This is a genomic window from Caballeronia sp. dw_276 (assembly GCF_018449635.1).
Classification (GTDB): domain Bacteria; phylum Pseudomonadota; class Gammaproteobacteria; order Burkholderiales; family Burkholderiaceae; genus Caballeronia.
The window spans coordinates 609,494-632,544 of the sequence record NZ_JAAVUV010000002.1 but is presented as its reverse complement, the minus strand read 5'-3'; the positions used below and the strand labels follow the sequence as shown (position 1 = coordinate 632,544).

The 23,051-nt window shown below is 60.0% G+C and carries 18 protein-coding genes and 1 pseudogene; 13 read left to right on the top strand and 6 right to left on the bottom strand.

The annotated features are described in order from the left end of the window. Nucleotides 1–157 precede the first annotated feature (157 nt). Entirely contained in the window at nt 158–544 is a 387-nt protein-coding gene (locus tag HB633_RS05825; protein WP_213777153.1) for a hypothetical protein, read from the bottom strand. On the opposite strand from HB633_RS05825, the gene HB633_RS05820 reads away from it, so the two are divergent. Next, nucleotides 543–2,558, top strand: a complete 2,016-nt coding sequence (locus HB633_RS05820; RefSeq protein WP_213777152.1) for a hypothetical protein — start codon at nt 543–545, stop codon at nt 2,556–2,558. The two genes, HB633_RS05825 and HB633_RS05820, sit on opposite strands and share 2 nt — an antisense overlap. 102 nt (nt 2,559–2,660) lie before the next feature. On the opposite strand, the gene ugpC is transcribed toward HB633_RS05820, so the two are convergent. After that, nucleotides 2,661–3,785 (bottom strand): sn-glycerol-3-phosphate ABC transporter ATP-binding protein UgpC, encoded by a 1,125-nt coding sequence (ugpC, locus tag HB633_RS05815; protein ID WP_213777151.1) that lies wholly within the window; start codon nt 3,783–3,785, stop codon nt 2,661–2,663. Between the two features lie 270 nt (nt 3,786–4,055). Here ugpC and HB633_RS05810 point away from each other — a divergent pair, with 270 nt between their 5' ends. The 6 genes from HB633_RS05810 (at nt 4,056) to HB633_RS05785 (ending at nt 10,160) form a co-directional block, all read left to right on the top strand. After that, nucleotides 4,056–5,408 carry a sugar ABC transporter substrate-binding protein gene (locus HB633_RS05810; RefSeq protein ID WP_213777150.1) on the top strand — a complete coding sequence of 451 codons (1,353 nt, stop codon included), beginning with the start codon at nt 4,056–4,058 and terminating at the stop codon, nt 5,406–5,408. 66 nt (nt 5,409–5,474) lie between these two features. Next, nucleotides 5,475–6,413 (top strand): sugar ABC transporter permease, encoded by a 939-nt coding sequence (locus tag HB633_RS05805; protein WP_255580758.1) that lies wholly within the window; start codon nt 5,475–5,477, stop codon nt 6,411–6,413. After that, nucleotides 6,410–7,294: a carbohydrate ABC transporter permease gene (locus HB633_RS05800; protein WP_056360616.1), complete on the top strand. Its 885-nt coding sequence runs from the start codon at nt 6,410–6,412 to the stop codon at nt 7,292–7,294. Before HB633_RS05805 ends, HB633_RS05800 begins: the two co-directional genes overlap by 4 nt. A 61-nt stretch (nt 7,295–7,355) precedes the next feature. Beyond that, complete coding sequence (locus HB633_RS05795; RefSeq protein WP_213777149.1) at nt 7,356–8,336, top strand: sugar-binding transcriptional regulator; 981 nt, start codon at nt 7,356–7,358, stop codon at nt 8,334–8,336. A gap of 7 nt (nt 8,337–8,343) precedes the next feature. Further along, nucleotides 8,344–9,087 (top strand): SDR family oxidoreductase, encoded by a 744-nt coding sequence (locus tag HB633_RS05790; protein WP_213777148.1) that lies wholly within the window; start codon nt 8,344–8,346, stop codon nt 9,085–9,087. Between the two features lie 38 nt (nt 9,088–9,125). After that, nucleotides 9,126–10,160 (top strand): NAD(P)-dependent alcohol dehydrogenase, encoded by a 1,035-nt coding sequence (locus HB633_RS05785; protein ID WP_213777147.1) that lies wholly within the window; start codon nt 9,126–9,128, stop codon nt 10,158–10,160. A gap of 3 nt (nt 10,161–10,163) precedes the next feature. Here the strand turns inward: HB633_RS05785 and HB633_RS05780 are convergent, their stop codons facing one another. Together HB633_RS05780 and HB633_RS05775 are read right to left on the bottom strand one after the other, a co-directional pair. Continuing rightward, nucleotides 10,164–10,700 carry a cupin domain-containing protein gene (locus HB633_RS05780; RefSeq protein ID WP_213777146.1) on the bottom strand — a complete coding sequence of 179 codons (537 nt, stop codon included), beginning with the start codon at nt 10,698–10,700 and terminating at the stop codon, nt 10,164–10,166. A 2-nt stretch (nt 10,701–10,702) separates the two neighbouring features. After that, nucleotides 10,703–12,523 carry an ATP-dependent DNA helicase RecQ gene (locus tag HB633_RS05775; protein WP_213777145.1) on the bottom strand — a complete coding sequence of 607 codons (1,821 nt, stop codon included), beginning with the start codon at nt 12,521–12,523 and terminating at the stop codon, nt 10,703–10,705. Between the two features lie 169 nt (nt 12,524–12,692). Here HB633_RS05775 and HB633_RS05770 point away from each other — a divergent pair, with 169 nt between their 5' ends. Beyond that, complete coding sequence (locus HB633_RS05770) at nt 12,693–14,648, top strand: alkaline phosphatase PhoX (protein ID WP_213777144.1); 1,956 nt, start codon at nt 12,693–12,695, stop codon at nt 14,646–14,648. Here HB633_RS05770 and HB633_RS05765 read toward each other — a convergent pair. Beyond that, entirely contained in the window at nt 14,645–16,075 is a 1,431-nt protein-coding gene (locus tag HB633_RS05765; RefSeq protein ID WP_213777143.1) for a cytochrome c peroxidase, read from the bottom strand. The genes HB633_RS05770 and HB633_RS05765 overlap by 4 nt on opposite strands. Before the next feature lie 120 nt (nt 16,076–16,195). Next, a complete protein-coding gene (locus tag HB633_RS05760; RefSeq protein WP_213777142.1) occupies nt 16,196–17,881 on the bottom strand; it encodes an alkaline phosphatase family protein in 1,686 nt (561 codons plus the stop codon). A gap of 297 nt (nt 17,882–18,178) precedes the next feature. On the opposite strand from HB633_RS05760, the gene HB633_RS05755 reads away from it, so the two are divergent. The 5 genes and pseudogenes from HB633_RS05755 to HB633_RS05735 all read left to right on the top strand — a co-directional run bounded on the left by HB633_RS05755 (nt 18,179) and on the right by HB633_RS05735 (nt 23,036). Beyond that, nucleotides 18,179–19,234, top strand: coding sequence for a substrate-binding domain-containing protein (locus HB633_RS05755; RefSeq protein ID WP_213777141.1), 1,056 nt, complete (start codon nt 18,179–18,181; stop codon nt 19,232–19,234). Then, entirely contained in the window at nt 19,231–20,244 is a 1,014-nt protein-coding gene (locus HB633_RS05750; RefSeq protein WP_213777140.1) for an ABC transporter substrate-binding protein, read from the top strand. Before HB633_RS05755 ends, HB633_RS05750 begins: the two co-directional genes overlap by 4 nt. 9 nt (nt 20,245–20,253) lie before the next feature. Next, the gene (locus HB633_RS05745; RefSeq protein WP_213777139.1) at nt 20,254–21,078 is read left to right on the top strand and encodes an ABC transporter permease; all 825 of its coding nucleotides are present in this window, start codon (nt 20,254–20,256) and stop codon (nt 21,076–21,078) included. A 60-nt stretch (nt 21,079–21,138) separates the two neighbouring features. After that, nucleotides 21,139–21,981: pseudogene (locus HB633_RS05740) on the top strand (ABC transporter permease subunit); the annotation flags it as partial. Beyond that, nucleotides 21,978–23,036: an ABC transporter ATP-binding protein gene (locus tag HB633_RS05735; protein WP_213777137.1), complete on the top strand. Its 1,059-nt coding sequence runs from the start codon at nt 21,978–21,980 to the stop codon at nt 23,034–23,036. The pseudogene HB633_RS05740 and the gene HB633_RS05735, both read left to right, overlap by 4 nt. Nucleotides 23,037–23,051: the final 15 nt, after the last annotated feature.

Sequence of the window (23,051 nt, the reverse complement as noted above, 5' to 3'; positions counted from 1 at the left end):
GACAACACGTCATAAAGCAGCCGACTTTGTCTAATTTATCTGACGAATAAGTTGAACGGATTATCAATGCACCGCCGTGCATGCGTTAATCACGTTCGCCGCTGTCCGTAGCATGCAAGTGTTCGCTTCCGCGGAAATCACGCTTCTTCTGAAGACGTCAAGCCTCACCAGCTTTTTTCGTGAGGTTTCTAATCTTTTCCGCAAAAACATAAATAATGATAAAACTCAATAAGGCATTGTTAATTTGTTTCGCATCCAGCGCGATGTTGAGCGCATGCGGCGGTGGCGACAGCTCCGATACTGCCGCAGGATCCAGCAATACTGCAGCAGCTGTGGCCAGTGCAACGCCTGACTCGGCCAGCGCTGCGACCGTCAACGACAGCAGCGTTGCGGCCGCTGCGCGCAGGCGCAGGCCGTCGAGCACCACGCCCGCGACGCCAGTCACGACGCCTCCCGCAACCACGACGCCCGCAACACCAACCACGCCTGTGACCACGCCGGCGGCCACCACGCCCACGACGCCGGTTGTTGGCGCCGTGGTCATGCCGCTCGAAGTGATGGGCGCAGGCAGCAACGTTGTCGTACCTGCTACGCTCGCAGTCCCTGCAGGTGCATCGGCCAAGACCTTGACCATGCAGGTCAACAATCTTTCGTACGATGCCAAGGGTTCGATTCAGGTCAACGGCGGCAAGTGGATCGATCTGACGAATGCAAACGTGACGGTGCTGGGCAACGCCAAGGCGTACGGTGGCATCGGCGGCGGTTACGACACCATCAAGCTCAACGTTCCAGTGACGGGTGGTATCAACGGCAGCAACACCATCAATTTCCGTTTCAACACAACTGACGGTGTGAGCTCGGGTTATCGCGTGCTCTCGTTCAACCTGCTCGATGCATCGGGCAACGCGCTGATTGCGAGCAACAGTTTCGCGCAGGACGATCCGACCAAATGGACCGCGCCGCTTGCGAATACAGCCGATATCTCCGCGGGTCAGAAGCTGTGGCAAACCGCAACGCTGATTGACTCGCCGATCAATTCGGGCAAGCAGTTGAAGGCGCATTGCATGGACTGCCACAGCGCGAGCGGAAACGATTTGTTCAAGTTCAATTACTCGAATAATTCGATCGTCATACGAAGCGAATATCATGGCTTGTCGCAGAATCAGGGCATGCAGATCGCCAGCTATATCCGTAGCCTCGCCAGCACGAATCCTGTGCCGGGACCAAAATGCCGTCCGTGGAATCCGCCGTATCAGCCGGGTCCTGGTCTTGATAGCGCGCCGGTAAGCGACTGGACGTGCGGCGCCGGGATTGATGCGGTATCGGAAAATGACCTCGATACGCTTGCCACGATCTTCCCGAGTGGCGTCAATAAAGCGGCGATATCGACGAAGGGGCAAATCAACCTCCGCGAAATCCCGATCGCCTTTCAATTGCCGGACTGGAATCATTGGGTTCCGCGCATTCACCCTAAAGATGCATGGGGCGACTATTTCACGAATGGCAACTTGAACAAGGAATACGCGGGTGAAGGAACAGGTACGGCTACGTACAACATGCGCAGCCAGCTTGCGAATGGCGGCACGAGTTACGCGCAAGGCAAGACCGGCGATATCTTCGGCAACCTCTATTACTGGGGCGTTGAATTCGGCGAACGGTTTGCGCCGCCGAACGAAGGCGTGAGCGGCAGCTACACGATCGCGCAACAGAAGAACCTGTATGGCACGGCTCAGTGGCAACTGATGAAATCGTGGGAGCTTGCACAGGATTTCTCGCTGGAAACCAATTGTCCGACGGCTTGGGTCAACACGCAGAAAGCGCCCAAAGCCGAAAAACGCGGCTGGTGCGGATACTGGCGGTTTGTCTTCAACGTATCGCCGCATATCCAGGGCTTCCCCGCCGACAACAGCATGTTCGGCAGCGCGGTGGCGCATTACGTGAAGGCGAACCAGTGGTATTACCTGCAGATCCTGCTGAACCCGGGTTCGGGCGCGCATAACGTGCATTTGCCGACCGACTGGCAATACGCGTATGGCCTGCTCAACAACCTATCGCAAAGCAGCGGCCGTCCTGAGCCGATTCGCAACCTCTTGTACGTGCTGAAGGGCGCGCAGGAAATGGATAACGGCGTGGGCGTAACCGATGTCACGCGCGGCTGGACCATTCGCGACAGCAGTCCGCTGGATGTATGGAACGGCGGTCAGGCCGGTGTCTGGAAAGGCACCAGCCCCGCAACGGAGCAAGCGGTCGTCAACGCGTTCTTGTCGAACTGGATGGACACCACGACCAGTTTCAACATCAACTCGTGGCAACGCGAAGGCCAGGCCAATGCAGTCTCCGGCGAGACCACCTGCTTCTGGAGCATGCGAAGCCTGTGCGCGATCGACTATGTTCACGGGACGGTATCGGGCGGCACGGTTGAAAACTTCCCGACGTGGACGTGGAACCAGATTCCGCAGATGCAAGCTGACGGGATCGACAAGACACAGGTGAATCGTTTGACGACGTGGTTGAACACCGCGTACCCAAGTGGCAATTACCTGAGCCTGATCAAGTAAGCGGTATGGTGTAAAACAGGTGCATGAGAGAACGCGAGGCTCCCGGAATGTTAGGCGCCTCGCGTTTTTTTTATGCCTGCGCGCGTTTTGATGAGCGCTCGATCAGGCCGTCGCCGCGCTCGCCGCAACCGGTTGAAGCCGCTTGAGCGCTTCGCCATCTTCGCGGAACAGATGCGTGTGACGCAGGTTGAAACCTGCATCGATAGGTTGTCCATCAACCGCCGTCGATTCTCCCGAGCCTTTTACCTGGATCAGAACATCGCCGTCCAGATTCACATGCAGCAAGGTCTCGCCGCCAAGGTGCTCGACCACCATGACCGTGCCGGACAGCTTCCCTTCCGCGCCGCTCGCGGCGGTTTCCATCAGATGCTCGGGACGTATGCCGAAGCTCAGCGTATCGCCTGCCTTCACGCCGTCGGCCGAGAAAGGCAACGCGATGGACGCGCCTCCCGGCAACCCGATCACGACCCCTGTTGCGTCCGTCTTCTGAACTTTCGCAGGCAGGAAATTCATCTTCGGCGATCCGATAAACCCCGCAACGAAACGGTTCACCGGTGTCCGGTAAAGCTCCAGCGGCGAACCGATCTGCTCGACCTTCCCATGATTCAACACCACGATCCGGTCCGCCATGGTCATGGCTTCCGTCTGGTCGTGCGTCACGTAGATCATGGTTGCATTGAGCTGCTTGTGCAGCTTGATCAACTCAAGGCGCATCTGCACGCGCAATGCGGCGTCGAGATTGGACAACGGTTCATCGAAGAGAAATACCTTCGGTTCGCGCACGATCGATCGTCCTATCGCAACGCGCTGGCGTTGGCCGCCCGATAACGCCCGAGGCTTTCGTTCGAGCAATTGTTCTATCTGCAGAATTTGTGCGGCGCGTTGCACGCGTTCCTTGATTTGCGCTTCGGGCAGCTTGATCATCCGCAGTCCGAACGCAATGTTCTCGTACACCGACATATGCGGATATAGCGCGTATGACTGGAACACCATCGCTACGCCGCGTTGCGATGGTTCGAGGTCCGTGACGTCTTCGCCGCCGATCAGTACTTGCCCCGAGTCGCTGCGTTCGAGGCCGGCAATGGTGCGCAGCAACGTGGATTTGCCGCACCCAGAAGGGCCGACAAACACCATGAACTCACGGTCGGTCACCGCGATGTCGACGCTCTTCAGCACTTCCGTTCCGGCAAACGCCTTGCGGATCTGATGCAACTGGACTGCACTCATGCGTGTCTCCTGCAGATGCCCGCGCCTTCGGTCAAGACCCGAGCAAGGTAAGTTGCTTTGCGTGCGGTTTGCCTTGCAACGCAGCAAGCGGTGCTTTTCGAATTTGTTCTTGACAACCTGTTCGCGTCCAAATATACAATTGTAAAACTGAAATTACAAGTGAAACGGCAGCGAGAGTGGAATCACAAGTCGGACCTTCAGCACGCTAGAACGGCTCAACCGGCCTCGACCGCTTTGGGCATTTTAAAAAGAACTACCCAGGAGACAGGCATGAAGAAGCATTGCACGCAGGCCGCGGCGTTCGCGCTGCTGGGCGTTACGGCGTCCTTGATATCGGTATCGAACGCGTCCGCGTGGACGCTCAAGGAAGCAGCCGAGCCTTATTCCGGCACAACCATCAAAGCGGTTTTTCTCGACCGTCCGGGCTACAAGGCGGCATCGAAACTGATTCCCCAGTTCGAGAAAGAGACCGGCATCAAAGTGCGTACTGAGGTTATCCCTTACGAGAACACCCGCGAAAAGCAGGTGCTCAATTTCGTGGGCGGGGGCGATCAGGATGTGGTGCTCGTGGACGTGGTGTGGATCGGCGAATTCGCGAGCAACAAGTGGCTCGTGCCTATCAAGACTTTCACCGACAACCCCAAGCTCGCTGACCCGAAGCTGAATCTGCCGGGCTTCTTCCCCATCCTGCTGGACTCGTTCGGCACGTGGGACAAGACCACGTACGGCCTGCCGTTCGATAACTACTCGGGCCTGATGTTCTACAACAAGTGCATGTTGAAGGACGCGGGTTTCAACGAGCCGCCGAAGACGTGGGATGAACTCCTCAACGTCTATGCGCCGAAGCTGACCAAGCCCGACAAGAACCAGTTCGCCTATGCGCTGCAATCGCGTCGAGGTGAAACGCAATCCGCCGACAGCTTCATGCGCATGTTGTGGCCCAACGGCGGCTCTTTGCTCGATGCCAAGTTCAAGTCGAACCTTATGTCGCCGCAATCGCAGGCGGGGCTGGAGTACCGGCAAAAGTTGATGAAGTACATGCCGCCGGGCATTGTCGATTATGACCACGCGGAGGCCGTGAACGCGCTCGCGCAAGGACAGGTCGCGATGATCACGGAATGGTCCGCGTTCTATCCCACGCTTACCGATCCGAGCAAGTCGAAGATTGGCGACTGTCTTGCGATTACGACCGAACCCAAGGGCCCGGCCGGGCTCAAGCCTGCGCTCGGCGGCTTTTCGCTGGCAGTGAACGCGAAGTCGAATGCGAAAAAGCAGGCGGCGTCGTGGCTGTTCATCCAGTGGATCACGTCCGAGGCGATGGCCAAGCCGTATCTTGACGCGGGTGGTGTCAGCGGTCGTACAGCGGTCTACAAGGAAGCGGACGTACAGAGCAAGTATCCGTTCGTGAAGCCGATGGTCGAATCGTGGCAAGGCGGCGTGCCTGACTACCGGCCGCGTTTCCCGGAATGGCCAGCCGTGTCGGAAGTGATCGGCGAGTGGGGCAGCAAGATCATGCTGGGTCAGGTATCGGTGAAGGACGGTGCTCAGACTATTGGCACGAAGACGGAAGACATCCTGAAGAAGGCGGGTTATTACGACGGCAAAAAGCCTTTGCTCAAGTAAAGCCGGAGAGAGAGGCATTGCGCGTGCGATGCCTCCCGCTCACCGAGTCAACCTGCGGAGAAGTTCATGCTCAAGACCACGGTTCCACCAGCGACCGGCGCCATGCGTCCGCGGCCGCGCGCGCGATTTCGCTTCATGCCGCGCTCACCCGCGTTCTGGTTCTTATTTCCCGCCGTCGCGGCGCTGGCGATCATCGGCATTTATCCGCTGCTGCTCGCGGTCTACAACTCGTTTCACCAGTACAAGCTGGCGGATCTCGCGTCCGGTACGTCCTTTGTCGGTATCGATAATTACATCGCCACGCTGACCGACCCGTCCTTCTGGGGCGCGCTCGGCCGCACGGTGCTGTTCCTCTGCCTGACCTTGCCTGTGGAGATTGCGTTCGGACTGTTCGCCGCATTGATGCTGCATCGTACGGCGTTGCCGTGGTTGCGTGTGGCGGCGCGTGTCGGTCTGGTGATCCCGATGGCGACCACGTATGCCGTGGTTGGTTTGATCGGCCGTCTGATCTTCAACCGGCAATTCGGTGTGGTCAACTATCTGCTGAGCTTCTTTGGAATTCCGCCGCTCGACTGGCTGGCCGACCCCACGCTTGCGTTTGTCTCCGTGATGATCATGGACATCTGGCAATGGACGCCGTTCTGCGCGCTGATCCTGCTGGCCGGCCTCGCGATGGTCCCGAAGGAAGCGGAAGAAGCCGCGCGTCTGGAGACGCCGAAGTGGAGCAAGATTTTGTGGCACCTGCAGCGGCCATATCTGTTGCCGGGCCTGACCGCCATCCTCATCCTGCGTTCCGCCGACATGCTCAAGATGTTCGATGCGGTCTTCACCATGACCCGTGGCGGCCCAGGAACAGCGACTGAATTTATCAGCATCTATATCCAGCGCGTCGCGTTCCGTCTCTTCGATCAAGGCATGGCATCCGCCCAGGCAGTCTTGCTGCTGATCCTTACGATCGTACTGTCGCGGCTCTACATTCGTTTTGTTTATCGGGAGGCCGTGTGAGCACATCTACCGCTACCAACGTGGCTGTCGCGCCGCTTTCCTCGCGTGCACGACGAGCTAGAAACGCGCGTCGCCGAGCGACTGTCTGGCATGTGATCGGCTTGCTGATTGTGTTCCTGACTTCTGTGTTCCCGTTCTACTGGATGGTCACGACGAGCCTGAAAAGTCAGGCCGATGCACTCGCTGTTCCGCCGGTCTGGGTCTTCACGCCGACGCTCGCGCATTACACCGACGCACTCTTCGAACACGATGTCGCTGCAAGTTTGCTGAATTCGCTTATCGTGGCAAGCAGCGCCACGTTCCTCTCGATCCTGCTCGGCACGCCCGCCGCGTACGCGCTTGCGCGCTTCGAGTTTCGCGGCAAGGAAGACCTGTGGTTCTGGTTCATTTCGAACCGCATGGTGAGCCCCGTAGTGCTCGCCGTGCCGTTCTTCCTGATCGCGACCAAACTTGGGCTTGTCGATACACATATCGTGCTGATCCTGCTGTATCTGACCTTCTCGTTGCCCATCGTCGTATGGATTTGCACCGATCAATTTCGCAACATCCCGGTTGAACTCGATGAAGCCGCGCGTCTCGATGGTGCTTCTCCCTGGCGCATTTTCTGGCGCATCAACCTGCCGCTGGCGATGCCGGGCATTGTGGTGTCTGCCATCTTCGCGTTTATTTTTTCGTGGAACGATCTGCTGTATGCGCTGGTTCTGACGCGAACGGACGCCATTACGTCACCGGTCGCTGCAACAAGCTACATGAGCGGCTACGAGTTGCCTTGGGGCGAAATCATGGCGACAGGTACGCTGATCGTGTTGCCTATGGTCGTGTTCGCGCTGGCGGTATCGGGCAGGCTCGTGCAAGGGCTCACCATGGGCGCGGTGAAATGAAAGGAGACGTGAGGGACTGTGCATTACCATCACGCCGCCCTCATCGAAACCCATCACGCTCATGAACAAATCCGCACCGTCCGCCGTGACCGCGTCAGCTGAACCCTCCGTCGATACGGAAGAGGAGTTGCAGGCGCGTGTAGCGTGGCATTACTACGTCGGCAATCTCACCCAGCAGGAGATCGCGCAGCGCATTGGCAGCAATCGCGTGCGCGTGAACCGGCTGCTCGCCGCGAGCCGCGAATCCGGCATGGTACAGATCACTATCAACAGCCGGCTCGCGCCGTGTGTTGCGCTGGAAGAGGCCCTGACCAAACGCTTCGGTCTGGAGGCCGCGGTCGTGGTCCCGACCGGGGCGAATACCGAAGCGAACATGGCCGCGATCGGCATTGGCGGCGCGAATTATCTGGCGCGTCAGATCGAGTCAGGGCAGACCATTGGCCTCGGCTGGGGCCGCACGATTCGCGCTGTGCTCCGCGCATTGCCGCAGCGTGCTTACGGGCCGGTGTCGGCGGTATCGCTGCAGGGGGGGCTGTCGCATTGCCCCAGCATCAATACGTTCGATATCGTTTCGGACTTCGCGAACCTGTGTCAGGCCGATGGTTTCCTGTTCGCGGCGCCGATTTACGTGAGCAGCCAGAAGGTGCGGGACATGCTGCTGGAGGAAGGCGCTGTGCGAGAGACGTATGACCGCGCACGTCAATCCGATCTTGCGTTGCTGACGTGCGGCGACCTGACGGAATCTCTCGTGGTGACGTATGGCATCAACGATCCCGAGCAGGTTCGAACGCTTGAGAAAGCGGGCGCGGTCGGCGACATGCTCGGCCATTTCATGGACGCCGATGGCGAGGCGATCGATCATCCGCTGAATCGCCGCACGGTTGCGATCACGCTCGACGATCTGCGCAAGATCAAGCGCGTCGTGCTGGTGAGTGGCGGCGCGAAGAAGTTCGTAGTGACGCGCGCTGCGTTGCGCGGGCGTTATCCATCGGTGCTGGTGACGGACGAAGAAACCGCGCGCCGTCTCTGCGATGAACCTTGAGAACATAATGAACGTCGATCGTAATCGCGAGTTTGAAGGCAAGACGGTGCTGATCACCGGCGCAGGAAAAGGCATTGGCTACGCGACTGCGTTGCTGATGGCCGGGCGCGGCGCGCACGTGGTTGCGTTGAGCCGTTCGCCAGCCGATCTGGATGCGCTGAACGCGTTGATCGGTTGCAAGACCATAGCGGTCGATCTCGCGGATGCTGCCGCCACGTTGAAAGCTGCACAAGAAGCGCAGCCAGTTGACTTGCTCGTGAACTGCGCGGGCATTGCCGAGCTCGGCGCTTTCCTCGATGCAACCATCGACGCTTTCGATCTTACGATGGCAGTGAACGTTCGCGCCGCAATGATCGTCGCGCAGGAATGCGCGCGCAGCATGATCGCCAGGGGCAACGGCGGCGCTATCGTCAACGTATCGAGTATCGCGGCGCAAGTCGGCACGCCATTGCATGCGTCGTATTGCGCTTCGAAGGCGGCGCTCGATGCATTGAGCCGCGTGATGGCCGTCGAACTCGGCGTGCATGGCATACGCGTGAACACGGTCAATCCGGTCATCACGCTCACGCCGATGGCAGAAAAGGTCTGGAGCGAACCCGCCAAGTCCGATCCCATGCTAGCGCGCATTCCGTTGCGCCGGTTCGTGCAGCCTGATGAAGCGGCGCGCACGATTGCCTACCTTCTCGGCGACGACTCGAGCATGGTCAACGGCGTAAGCCTCGCTTTGGACGGCGGCTTTCAGGCCGGCTGATTTTTATCCACGTAATTCCTTTGCAGAGGGCTTCAATCATGGAAGCACTGGTTCTTGAAGAAGCGCGCCGCATCAGCTTGCGGCCGTTCACATTGCCGCAGGTCGTCGGCCCGCGCGATGTACGCATCCGCATCAACACGGTAGGCATTTGCGGCAGCGACATCCACTATTATCAGCACGGCCGCATCGGCCCATTTGTTGTCAACGAGCCGATGGTGTTAGGGCACGAAGCGGCCGGCACAGTGATCCAGATTGGCGATGAAGTCACGCATCTGAAAGTAGGCGACCGCGTTTGCATGGAACCGGGCGTACCGGATATGGAATCACGTGCCTCGCGTGAGGGTTTGTACAACCTCGACCCGAGCGTGCGTTTCTGGGCGACACCGCCGGTGCATGGATGCCTGACGCCGTTTGTCGTGCATCCGGCAGCATTCACATTCAAGCTGCCGGACAACGTGACGTTCGGCGAAGGCGCGATTGTGGAACCGTTGGCTATCGGCATGCAGGCGGCGACGAAGGCGAAGATAAAGCCGGGGGACGTGGCCGTTATTCTCGGCGCAGGGACGATCGGCATGATGTGTGCACTGGCCGCGCTTGCCGGTGGTTGCAGCCGCGCGATCGTCTGTGATCTCGTGCCTGAGAAGCTCGATTTGATCGGTGGCGTGCAAGGCGTGACGGCTGTGAATATCCGCGATCGCAAGGTGAAGGACGTGGTCGCCGAACTTACCGATGGCTGGGGCGCGAACATTGTCTTCGAGGCAAGCGGCAACGAGAAGGCGTTCGATGGCATCGTCGACTTGCTGTGTCCGGGGGGTTGCATTGTGCTCGTGGGCATGCCGCAGCACCCGGTGCCTATCGATATAGTCGCCGTGCAGATCAAGGAAGTGCGCATGGAATCTGTGTTCCGCTACGCCAACATGTTCCCACGCGCGATCCAGTTGATCGCGTCCGGACGGCTCGACGTAAAGCCGTTCATTTCCCGCTCGTTCGCGTTCGCCGATGGCATCAAGGCCTTCGAGGAAGCCGCAAGCGGCAATCCAACCGACGTCAAGGTTCAGATCGTCATGGAATGACGTTCACGTCCATTCCTGGAGCAACGGACCTTCGCGTCCAGCCACCGGATCGCTGCGTGGAAACGGCAACGCTTCCATTGCAGCGATTTCGTCCTTCGATAAAGCCTCGCGCCGGATATCCCATTGCTGCCCTCCGGGGTACGCGCCGACAACCTGAAAACGTCCTTCCGTTGATTGCAGGCAGTGTCCCGTTCCGGCCGGTAGCAGCACGACATCGCCAGCTTCTATGAAAACAACTTCGCCACCCGGCCCGCCGACGATCACGTCCGCTTTCCCTGATATCACCGCAAGCGCTTCGTGCGCCGTCGAGTGAAAGTGATGATAATCAAAGATGCTGTCGCGCCATTGCGGCGGCCATTCGTTGCGTTCAAACAATGCTTCGAAAGCCTTGCCGAGATCCTTCGTGGATGGATCAAGCGCACGTCGGTAGATCAATACCGGCAAGCGCCTGTTGTTTGGCACCCAGGCATGCGGCGCAAGCCTGAGCGTCTCAAACGAGATATCTGCCGGATGAAATGCCGAATCGAGTTCGTGTTTCATGATCAAGCCCTCCGTGAAGTCGCTGCCTTTACATAGCGTGCAATGAATGTCCTTGTCTCGCCGTCCGGAAACGAAACGGCTACGCGGTCGCCGCTGACCATTTCCACGCGCCCGCCGCCGTATTTGCGCACCTGAACCAAATCGCCGGGATTCCACGATTTGGCGAGTCGCTTTGGCCGGGAAACGGGCTCATGCAATTCACGTTCGCTCGGCGTAACGGTCGGCGGTGAAACGCAGTTGTCGCATTTGCAGCAGACACCGCCATCGAGTTCATCCGGCATGATCGATACCGCTTTATGCAAGCGCGCCGCGTCGAGATGCGCGTGAAAATAGTCGAGCAGGATGCGCCATCGGCATTGAGCGCTTTGCGCGTAACCGATCATTCGCTCAAGCACTTCGCGATCGTGTGCGGCCATCTCTGTAAAGCGTTGCGCAGCGTCGTGCATATCGTGCGGCGCGCGGTTGTCGAAGACAGTAACGCTGCCTTTGCCTTTGCCTGTGCGGCGAATCATCCGCATGTCTTGCAACACGGATAGCACCGTGCGCAACTTGTTCGTACCAATGTCGGGCAATGCTTCGTGCAACGCTTCGACGGGTGTATCGATTACCTTGCGGTCATTTTCGCGAACCATCTTGCGCAGAGCATCGGCGCAACGGGTAAGCGTTTCCACGCTCGGATACCGGCCGCTGAGGAAGAACTGTTGCACTTGCTTGTCTTTCAACTCGAACAACAGGATGCAATGCGCTTCGCCGCCATCACGCCCGGCGCGGCCGGCTTCCTGGTAGTACGCTTCGAGGCTTCCCGGCATCTGATGGTGAATCACGAACCGGATATCCGGCTTGTCGATACCCATGCCAAACGCGTTGGTTGCCACCATCACGCGGCATCGGTTATTCATGAATGCGTCTTGCGCCGCGTTGCGTTCCGCACCCGACATCTTGCCGTTGTACCGGTCGGCCTGGATTCCCGCTTCCACGAGTTCTGCATGCACTGCGTTGCATTCGGCAACAGTCGAACAATAGACAATGCCCGTTCCTTCGAGCGCTTGAATTCGCTCGAGCAAACGCGCGTGTTTCTCTTTCGGATTGGTCAGTTGTTCGACTGCAAACACTAGATTGTCGCGATACACCCCTGTGTTGATGACATTCGCATTCTTCAGGTCGAGTTCGCGCAGGATATCTTTCACGACCGCGGGCGTTGCGGTTGCGGTCAGCGCGAGAACAGGCGGCCTTCCGAGCGCCTTGATGGATTGCAGCATTTCCACGAAAGCCGGCCGGAAGTCGTGACCCCATTGCGATATGCAATGCGCTTCATCGATCACGATCAACTGCACCTCAGGCTTGCCACGCTCGCTCAGCATCTCGGCAAAATCCGCCTTCGCCAGCCGCTCAGGCGTTAGGAACAAAAAACGGCTGGCGCCTGAATCGATATCGCGAATCGCCTGCCGTTCGTCCGCAGCAGAAAGCCCGCTGTGCAGCGCGACAGCCGCAATGCCGGATTTGCGCAGCTTGTCCGACTGATCCTTCATCAGGGATATCAGCGGCGACACCACGAGCGTCAGGCCGCCAAGCTGCAGCGCCGGCAGCTGATAACACAGCGACTTGCCGGCGCCGGTCGGCATGACGGCAAGCGTGTCCCGGCCATCAAGCACGCTGCGGATCACCTCTTCCTGGCCGGGCCGGAGTGCTTCTATGCCAAAAACATCTCGCAAGGACGCCTTCAGGCGTTTTTTCAGCGTGCCCTGAAGCAGCTCCGCGATGGGTTTGTCGAGCTTCGTTTCGGTCGTCACGTGCGTGCCTGCGCTGGTGGGAAGGGAGGGCATGTCTCTCCACATCTTTTAGCAAACGCGGTGCCGCGACTGGTCTTGCTTCCAAATTCAATACCTATAACTGTCATATAGCTTTCATACATGAAACTTACACTTCGCCTTCATCGCGCGCCGGTGAAATGCAAAACCGGTCGCGACCTACCCACAAACCGGATAAGAAGACATGCAAGAGCAGCCCAATTTCTCCCGCCGAAAGACCCTGAAACTGCTGGTCGGCGCACCCATGCTGCCCTTGGGCGCCTTCTCCGTTTCGACGCTGCTGGCGGGTTGCGGCGGGGGTGACGACGCGGTGGCTGGCACGTCGGCATCGTTCAAATCGGCGGCGTTTTCGTCGATGGCAGCGCCTTCCTTGGCCAACCCCGCAGCCATGGCAACCACCACGGTCGCATCCACGCTCACCGTTTCCATGAGCGACGGCAGCACGCAGGACTACAAGCTCGCGTATCAGCCATTCTTCGTGACCGGCGATCTGGTTCCGAACGGCAACGGCGGCACGATCCTGAGCGGCGGTTATTTCGATATCAACAATCAGCCGATCATCGACCGGTCGGTGCCGGGCAAGGAGCGCCAGTTCTTTTCGGATTGCCCGGACGGCAGTTCGCTGCTTTCCCTCGATAAACCCACGGTCGCGGGCATCAAGGGCAAGGCCGTGTTCGCCGTGGTCCAGTTCGAATACGCGACGCGCGATCAAAGCCTTGTCTCGGCGTATGGACAATTGCCTTCGCCTATCGCGGTATTGACGCTCGATCAGGACCAGACCACCGGCAAGCTCACGCTCGTGAAGTATCACAACGTGGATACGTCGAAGGCGAACGGCTTGTGGATCACGTGCGGTGCGAGTCTTTCGCCGTGGAACACGCATTTGTCGAGCGAAGAATACGAGCCGGACGCCACGACCATTTCGACCAACGCGCAATTCAAGGCATACAGCACAAGCCTTTACGGCGATGCAACCCGCGCCAACCCGTACAACTACGGCCACTTGCCTGAAGTCACGGTGAACCCGGACGGCACGGGCACGATCAAGAAGCATTACTGCCTCGGGCGCATCTCGCACGAACTGGTTCAGGTGATGCCGGACAAGCGCACGGTCATGATGGGCGACGACGCCACCAACGGCGGCTTGTTCATGTTCATCGCGGATCGTGCGGAGGACTTGTCTTCCGGCACCTTGTATGTGGCGAAGTGGGCGCAAACGTCATCGGCGGGAGCAGGGTCGGCGAACCTCACGTGGATCAGGATCGGCAATGCGACGAGCGCCGAGATCGAGGCCATGGCCTCGCGTCTGAAGGCATCGGACATCATGGATGTCGCGACGAAAGATCCGCTCGATACCAGCTTCAAGAAGATCAACTACAACGGCACATTCAACTGGATTCGCATCAAGCCGGGCATGGAGAAGGCCGCCGCGTATCTTGAGACGCATCGCTATGCGGCGTTTATCGGCGGAAGTCTGGGCTTTACGAAGCTGGAAGGCACGACCGTCAACGCGAAGGACAAGGTTGTCTACACCGCGATGTCGCGCGTCGAGAAGTCGATGGTGAAGGGCAACTCGGCATCGACCGATGTCGCCGTGGACGCCGCCATCAGCGCCGGCGCGGTCTATGCGCTGAACCTGAAGTCAGGGCAGAAGGACACGAGCGGCGCCGTGATCAACAGCGAATGGGTTCCGGTCGATATGGCCGCGCCGGCAGCACTCGTGGGCGAAGACCTCGCGACGCCCGATGCCTTGGGCAACACCGCGAACGCCGCGAAGATCGCGAATCCGGACAACGTGAAATTCTCGGAGAAGCTGCGCACGCTCTTCATTGGCGAAGATTCGAGCATGCACGTGAACAACTTCCTGTGGGCCTATAACGTCGATACGAAGACCTTGTCGCGCGTGTTGTCGTGTCCGGCCGGCGCGGAATCGACCGGCCTTCATGCTGTCGATGAAATCAACGGCTGGACCTACATCATGACGAACTTCCAGCACGCCGGCGACTGGGAAAGCCCGGTCCACGACAAGGTGAAGGCCACGCTTGACCCGCTCGTGCGCGCCAACTTCAAGGACCGCTTCGGGGCCACCGTGGGTTATCTCACCGCGGACACAACCAGCATCAAGCTCGGCAAGAGTTAAGAGCCTTTGCGATACCCATCGTCGAGGATATGCAGGAACGCGATGATGTCCTTCATTTCCTGGTCCGTCATCGCGGGCTTGTCGCCGAGTTTGCGATCGAACGGTGCATCGGCTACGTCGACGTTCGCGTGGAACTGCGCCGGAAGATCGTCGTACTTGTTGACCTTGCCGTCGGCGCCCTTCGGATAAAACTTTTCCGGCGCGGTATTGCGCTCGTTATAGAACGCCATGACGTCGTCGAGCGAATGATAGACGCCGTTGTGGAAGAAGACCTGGCGCGTCGCCGCGTTGCGCAACGTAGGCGTGAGGAACATGCCGCAATATTGCGTCTGTTCCTTGATGTCGCTGCGGAATGGCCCGCATACGCCCATGTCGAAAAATTTGGGATCGTTGTTGGTTGCGAGCTTCGTGTTGCGCGGAACACCCAGTGCCTCGTACTGGTAGTCGGTGAACATCGGCGGCGTGCCGTCGGAACTCGGCTTAGACAAATGGCAGCCGGCGCAGTTGGCTTTGTCGGGATCGTTGAAAAGACGCAGGCCGTGCAGTTCGGCTTGCGTCAGGCGCGCTTTGCCTTCGAGCCAGTAATCGTACTTGCTCGAATACGGATGGAACGCCTGCTCTTCGATCTGATAACGCGCGACCGCGAACATTGCCTCGGACGTCGCCAGTTCCGTGCTCTTGAAAATGTTCGGGCCGAACAAGGTCTTGAAGTCGCCCATGTAGCTGGTGCGCTGCAGTTTGGCGGAGACATCGTCGAGACTGGTGTTGGCCATTTCAACGGCATTGAGCATCGGGCCCGAAGCTTGTGCCTGCAGCGTGTCGGCGCGGCCGTCCCAGAAGAAACCGCCTTGCGGCACCATTGCGGGCGCGGCGGGCGCAGCGCCGGCGTTCTTTTGCGCGCGGGCGGTTCCGGCGGCTTGCGCGGCAAGGGCGGCAAAATCGGGTGGCGCTTCTGCTTCGCCGGCATCCGGGCCGATGCTGAAATTGGGCTGCAAATACAGGTACATCAGCGAAGGCGGCGGACGATACCCCTGCAGCGTCATGTGTGGTCCGCCGAGTTGGACGGACAAGTTGTTCGGTGGTCCGAACGCGTGGTCGGGGCTGTGACACGACGCGCACGATTGTGTGCCGGATGCGGACAGAGATTTATCGAAGAAAATCTTCTGGCCGAGCAGCGCCACGGCGCTCAGCGGCGCGACCGGCGGACGGCTCAGCATCACGGGATTGGGATTTGCACCCGTCAGGTCTTCCACGATATCGCCAATCCGCGCGGGCACGGTCGCCGGATAAAGCACAGCCCAGATGCAAAACGCGATCGCGGTGGCAAAGGCCGTGGCGACGCACCAGAGCAGGACGGTTTTTGCGCGCGGCAGGCGTGGTTTCTGCCCGGCATTCGGCGACATGGAAGGTGTGGCGGTATGCGACATGGGACCTGAGGATACGTAAAGCAGTAGTGAAAAAGTCGCCGCCCTTGAAGGGACGGCGACGAGGCACGAAGTTAAGGCTTCGGTTCGCGTCAACGTGCAACGCGAGCCTTGACTAAAAAATCAGATTGTCGGAACCGATGCAACCGGCGACCCGAGGTTCTGATCGATGAACACCTTCGGGTTGTTGCCCGCACCGCTGAAGTTGAACATGCCCATAATGCTGCCGGCAGTCGCGTCGAACGAACCGCCGCCCAGACGATTGCCATTGAGCCAGTTGTCTTCAATGAAGCGCGTGACCGATGCCTGGCTGATCTGCGTGTGGTCCACGAAATTCACCTTCGCCCACGGCGAGATCACGACAAACGGGATCCGCGTGCCCGGACCGCAACGGCCATTGACCGGCGCGCCCTTCACACCCAGCGGAGCCGTGCCCGTACCGCACTTGCCGGCACCGTTCACTTGGTCCGCAATGGCGTCGAACGAAGCCGACGTCGGCGTTGCATACGCATGGTCGTACCAGCCGTCCGAGTCATCCCACGCCACGATCACAGCGGTGCTCGCCCAATCCGGCTGCTGCTGCAGGAAGTTGACGATCTTCGAGGTGAACGCTTGTTCGTCGAGCGGATCCGAATAGCCAGCGTGGCCGTCCTGGAACGCCGGCGCCTTGATGAAGCTAACGGACGGATAGTTGCCAGCCTTGACCGATGCAAAGAAATCGTCGGTGTCGTACTGGTGGTTAGCCGGTTCCGGCGTCTTGCCATCGGCTTCGAGCGACAAGCCGATAACAGCCTGCGAGCTCGGACGTGCGTGCGTCGGGTTGGCCGTCGACGCGAAATACTGGAACCAGTTGTGATGCGGCACGTAGTCAGCCGTTGCCTGACCGACGACCGGCGACAGCGTGCTGCGCTTGCAGGACGTCGTGCCGTTGCTGTTCACGGTGGCCAGGTTGAAGCCGCCCATGAAACCGCCCCACGAGATGTTCGCCGCATTCAGCAGATCGCCGATGTTCTTGCCGGCCATCAACGCGGTGTCCGTCGTGCTCGAGCACACGTCGTTCGCCGGGTCGACGTCGTTGATCATCGTGAAGCCGCCCTGGCCGTCATTGACGTAGTAGCCGCCCGTGTTCGTCGCGCTCACCGGACCCTGGCTCGCCTTGACGATCTGCATGCCGTTGGTCTGACCCGATACCACTTCGAGCGCGCCTGGCGTGGACGGACCATAGGTGTCCGTGTACGCGTTGTCGCTCATCGCGAAGTGCTGTGCGTAGTTCCACAAGGCGCCGACCGTATTGCCGTCGTAATAACCCATGACCTGGCCTGCCGTACCAAACGCGCCGGCACCGCCCGCCGTGCCCTTACCCGTGAACTTCGGGAAGAGGTCGGCCAGGCCGTTGTCATAGGCCTGCTGTTCTGCACGATACGCGTGGTTCTGGTCGGCCGTCGCGGCTTGCGTGCGGTCCAGACGGAACGGGTTTGCGGCTGCGGCGCCGTTCGCCGTGTTCGTGAAGTTCGGGTTCGCCGTCAACAGCGATCCGGAGAGTCCGTTCACCGTCGGCGTGCCGGCGGCGGCCGTGAACGCCGGCTCGCCGGCCGGGTTCGCTGCGTTCGGATAGGTCGCGAAGTAATGATCGAACGAGACGTTCTCGTTATAGATCACGACCACGTGCTTGATCGGGGTGGCCGTCGCGAGACGGTTCTGGATCGACTGTGACGAGTCGGGGTTGCTGTCGTTGCCGCCACCGCATGCATACAGGCCGATGGCCATTGCTGCGGTGGGTACGCCAACCAATAAGGCTCGACGAAACATGTGTGAAGCTCCGATGTCGTTTGTTGTGTGTGAAGCGTATGGCCGTGAGGCCTTTGGGGGACGAGTCCGGACTTGAAAGCCATTTTTCGTTTCCGAGCGCATTGGAACACCCGCACATGAAGCCCAAAAGGCGCTCCGCTTTCGCCATGGTTACTTACACATAACAGGCAGAAAGAGTCGGTAAGGACAGGTTCCAAAAAGATGACATCGGGCGCATGGGCAGTCATGCCAGCGTCACACGGCGCTCAGATAATCCGTCCGCTGTAACCGTTTTCATCTCTCTACTGTCACCGGCTCATGCACTCCACCATCAGGGACGTCGCCGCGCATTCAGGCGTGTCCATTGCCACCGTATCGCGTGCGCTCAATACGCCGGAGCTGCTCAACGCCGAGACGCTCGCGAAGGTGCGCGAGTCCATCGAAGCGCTGGATTTCATGCCGAGCGCCCGCGGGCGGCAGCTTCGCGGCGTGCGTACGCGCCTGGTCGGCGTGGTCGTGCCGACGCTCGCGAATCCAGTGTTTGCGGAGTCGTTGCAAGGCATAGATGAAGCCGCATCCGCGAGTGACTATCGGTTGATGTTGATGACCACCGCGTATGACAGCGCGCGCGAACGCCGCGCCATCGAGACCTTGCGCGAGCAGCGCGTGGACGGCCTGATCGCGACCGTGGCTGATGCCGAATCCAATCCGCTGCTCGATGAACTCGATCGCATCGGGCTGCCTTACGTGCTTGCGCACAACGACACGGCTCGTCGTGCCGCGGTATCGGTGGACAACAGACGGGCGGCGCGTGATGGTGTGAGCGCGCTCTTGCAGCGTGGCCACAAACGCGTGCTGATGCTGGCTGGATCGTTCGCTGAATCGGACCGGGCGCGCCTGCGTTATCTCGGTTACGAGAACGCCATGCTCGATGCCGGCCTCACGCCCTACGCGCCACTCGAGATGGACTTCAACGCGGAAGAACTGCCCCTCGAATTGCTCGCGCATCTCTCGGATCCGTTACGCCGTCCGACCGCGCTTTTCTGCAGCAACGACCGCCTCGCGATGATCGTGATTCGCGGTCTGCGTCATGCGGGGTTATCGGTTCCCCGCGATATCTCCGTGCTTGGTTTCGATGGCATTCCGCTTGGCGAATGGCTATCGACCGCGCTTTCGAGCGTCGCCACGCCCAATCGCGAGATCGGCCGGCACGCCTGGCGTCATCTGGCGAGGCGACTCGGTTTGCCCGACAGCGATGCCGCCAACCTCATTCCCTTCAAGTTGCCTCATAGCGTGCGAACTGGCGCGACCATCGCGCCATACATCGAACCCGCGGCCCGAATGGCCGCTCTCGAACCGGAGAATCCTGCATGAAAATCCGTCATATCCTCGCCACGCTGCTTGCCGCGACGGCCACCTTTTGCGCGGCCGGCGCGGCCTATGCCGACGGCACCGCGATCTGCTACAACTGCCCGCCGGAATGGGCGGACTGGGCGAGCCAGATTGAAGCGATCCAGAAGCAAACGGGCATTCGCGTTCCCTTCGATAACAAGAGTTCAGGCCAGGCCATCGCGCAAATGATGGCCGAGCAGAAGAGCCCGATTGCGGATGTGGTGTATCTGGGCGTGTCGTCGGCGTTCCAGGCGAAGGACAAGGACCTCGTGCAGCCCTATAAACCCGCGCACTGGAACGATATCCCTGCCGGCATGAAGGACCCGAACGGTTACTGGTTCGCTATTCACTCGGGCACACTGGGCTTTTTCGTGAACAAGGATGCGCTCGATGGCAAGCCGGTTCCACGTTCATGGGCCGATTTGCTGAAGCCCGAATACAAGGGAATGGTCGGATACCTGGATCCATCGTCGGCATTCGTGGGTTATGCGGGCGCTGTCGCGGTGAACCAGGCGTTGGGCGGCACGCTCGACAACTTCAAACCCGGCCTCGACTGGTTCGCGAAGATGAAAGCCAATGCGCCGATCGTGCCGAAGCAGACCGCGTACGCGCGCGTGATGTCCGGCGAGATTCCCATCCTGCTGGACTATGACTTCGATGCTTATCGCGCCAAGTATAAGGATCACGCGAACGTGGAGTTCGTGATTCCGACGGAAGGGACCATCGTCGTGCCATATGTGATGAGTCTTGTGAAGGGTGCGCCGCATCAGGCGAACGGCGAGAAAGTGCTTGATTTCGTGCTGTCCGATGCCGGTCAACGTCTCTGGGCCAACGCATTCCTGCGCCCGGTTCGCGGCGGAACGCTGCCACCCGATGTCGCCGCGAAATTCCTGCCGGCTTCCGACTATGCGCGTGCGAAGGACGTCGATTTCGCGAAGATGGCGGCCAAGCAAGGCGCGTTCGGCGAAGAGTATCTTCGAGTGATGCACTGATTTTCAGCCATGCAAGATTCCACCTTCTCCACGCGCGCACGCATTGCGTTGCTCGCGCCCGCGCTCGCGGTGTTCATCGCGTTCTGGCTGCTGCCGCTCGTCGCGTTGCTGCAGGCGAGCGCCGTGCCCAATGCGTTCACCGCGTATCGCGAGGTGCTGACGAACGCGCGCTATCTGCATAGCTTGTTTGCGACGATCGCGTTGTCGGTCGCGGTGACGGCAGCAACGCTGGTGTTATCGACGGTGGCGGGGTTGTTTCTCGCTCGCCGCAATGTCCCCGCGAAGCGCTTGTTGGTCGCGCTGCTGACATTTCCGCTCGCATTTCCGGGCGTGGTGGTGGGCTTCATGGTGATCATGCTCGCGGGGCGCCAGGGTTTGATTGGCGCCATCTCCACGCGGCTTACGGGCGATCGCTGGGTGTTCGCGTATTCGCTCAGCGGCCTGTTTCTCGGTTACCTGTATTTCTCGATACCGCGCGTCATCGTGACGGTCATGGCGGCCGCAACCAAGCTCGATGCATCGCTGGAAGAGGCGGCGCGTTCGCTGGGTGCATCGCCATGGCGGATTTTCGCCGATGTCGTCCTGCCTGCGCTGATGCCCGCGTTGATCGCGGCCGGCGCCGTCTGTTTCGCAACCGCGATGGGCGCATTCGGCACCGCGTTCACGCTCGCCACCGACCTCGACGTCCTGCCGATGACCATCTACACCGAGTTCACGCTCAACGCGAATCTGGCGACGGCGGCGGCGTTGTCGATCGTGCTTGGACTCGTTACATGGGCCGTGCTTGCGGTTGCGCGCAGCCTCACGGGCGCGACGGTTGCGGCCACTGCATGAGGTTACTCGATGCCTGAATTCATGAAGCCGCGCGGTCTGCTCGTGGCGGCGCAAACGGTGGTCACGCTCGCGCTCGTTGCGTTCATGGTCGTGCCTGTGGTGATGTCGGTCATGGCCGGTTTGACCGTCAACTATTTTCGCGGTGTATCGAGCGGACTCACGCTCAAGTGGCTCGAACAAGTGTGGGCGATGTATCAAGGTTCGGTCTGGTTATCGATAGAAATCGCGCTCGCCACGCTCGCCATCACGCTTGCGATCGGCGTGCCCGCAGCCTATGCGCTCGCGCGCAGCAACAGCCGCTCGGCAAGATGGATCGAAGAGTTGCTCGTCTTGCCGATTGCGTTGCCGGGACTCGCCACGGCGCTCGCGTTGCTTTCCGTGTATGGCGGATGGAGCGCCTTCCGGTCCAGCATGTGGTTCATCGTGGCTGGGCACGTGGTCTTCACGCTGCCGTTCATGGTGCGCTCGGTCGCGGCCGTTTGCGCCGGAACGGATTTGCGCACGATGGAAGAAGGTGCGGCGAGTCTGGGTGCGTCGTTCACGCAGCGGTTCGTTACCATCGTGTTGCCTAATGCAAGGCCCGGCATTGTTGCCGGCGCCCTGGCAGTACTGACATTGTCTATCGGCGAATTCAACCTGACGTGGATGCTGCATACGCCCGATACCAAGACGCTGCCCGTCGGACTTGCAGACGCGTATGCGTCGATGCGCCTTGAAATTGGCAGCGCATACACGATACTTTTTCTATTGATGACAATGCCGCTGTTGATCGCGATGCAGTGGCTCGGCGTCGATCCAGCCGGCGCACAAAGCGCCCGCGCGGCGGCGAAGCGCAAGCGTGAATCGAGGCGTGTCCCTGGCGCGTTGCCCGTTCAAACACCAACTGTAAAGACCGCACGATGAGACTTGAAGCCGTTCCCGTCACCCTCAGCCGATGCGCGAAAACGTTCCGCGGACAACGCGTTCTCGAGCCCGTGGATTTATCGATAGAACCCGGCGAAACGTTGGTGTTGCTCGGGCCGTCGGGCTGCGGCAAGACCACGACGTTGCGCCTTATCGCCGGACTCGAAAAGCCCGACGCGGGCGGACACGTCCGCTTCGGCGCCGACGATGTCACCGCGCTGCCCATCGAGCGTCGGCAGGTCGGCATGGTCTTTCAGAACTACGCGTTGTTTCCGAACCTCACGGTGCGCGGCAACGTGGGTTATGGTCTGCGGATTCAGAAAGTGGAAGCGTCGGCGGCGCGTCGCCGGGTCGATGAATTGCTGGCGATGACCGAACTCACCGCGCACGCCGACAAGCCCATCACCGAGCTGTCCGGTGGTCAGCGGCAGCGCGTTGCGCTTGCGCGCGCATTGGCGCCACGACCACGCGTATTGTTGCTCGATGAACCCCTGACCGCACTCGATGCACGTCTGCGCGAAACGCTGCGTGCCGAGATGAATGCGCTGCTGCGCGAGCTTCGCGTGACGAGCATCTATGTGACGCACGACCAGTCGGAGGCGATGGCGCTTGCCGATCGTATTGTTGTGATGAGTGCAGGGCGGATCGAGCAGTGCGGAACGCCGCGCGAGATCTATTATCAGCCAGCGACGCGCGCGGTCGCGCAGTTCATCGGCACGTTGAATCGCGTCGCGGGCGAGTGCCGCGATGATGCGTTTGTTGCGCCCGGAGGCACGATCAACGTACAGGGGCTCGTCGCTCGATTGCGCGTTCGTGACGGCGCGCGCACGGAAGTATTTTTCCGGCCCGAGGACGCCGAACTCGTCAACCCCGAGGCCGCACAATTGCGAGGCGCAGTCGAGTCGGCGATGTTCCTCGGTGAACGCACGCGTCTCAAGATCAAGGACGCCGCCGCAGATGCGGTGATAGTCGATGTCCCCGGACGCGTCGAACTGGCGCAGGGGACTATTGTAGGCATATCGGTACGCGACGAAGGCTGGGTCGCACTGCACTAAAACATCAGGAGAATG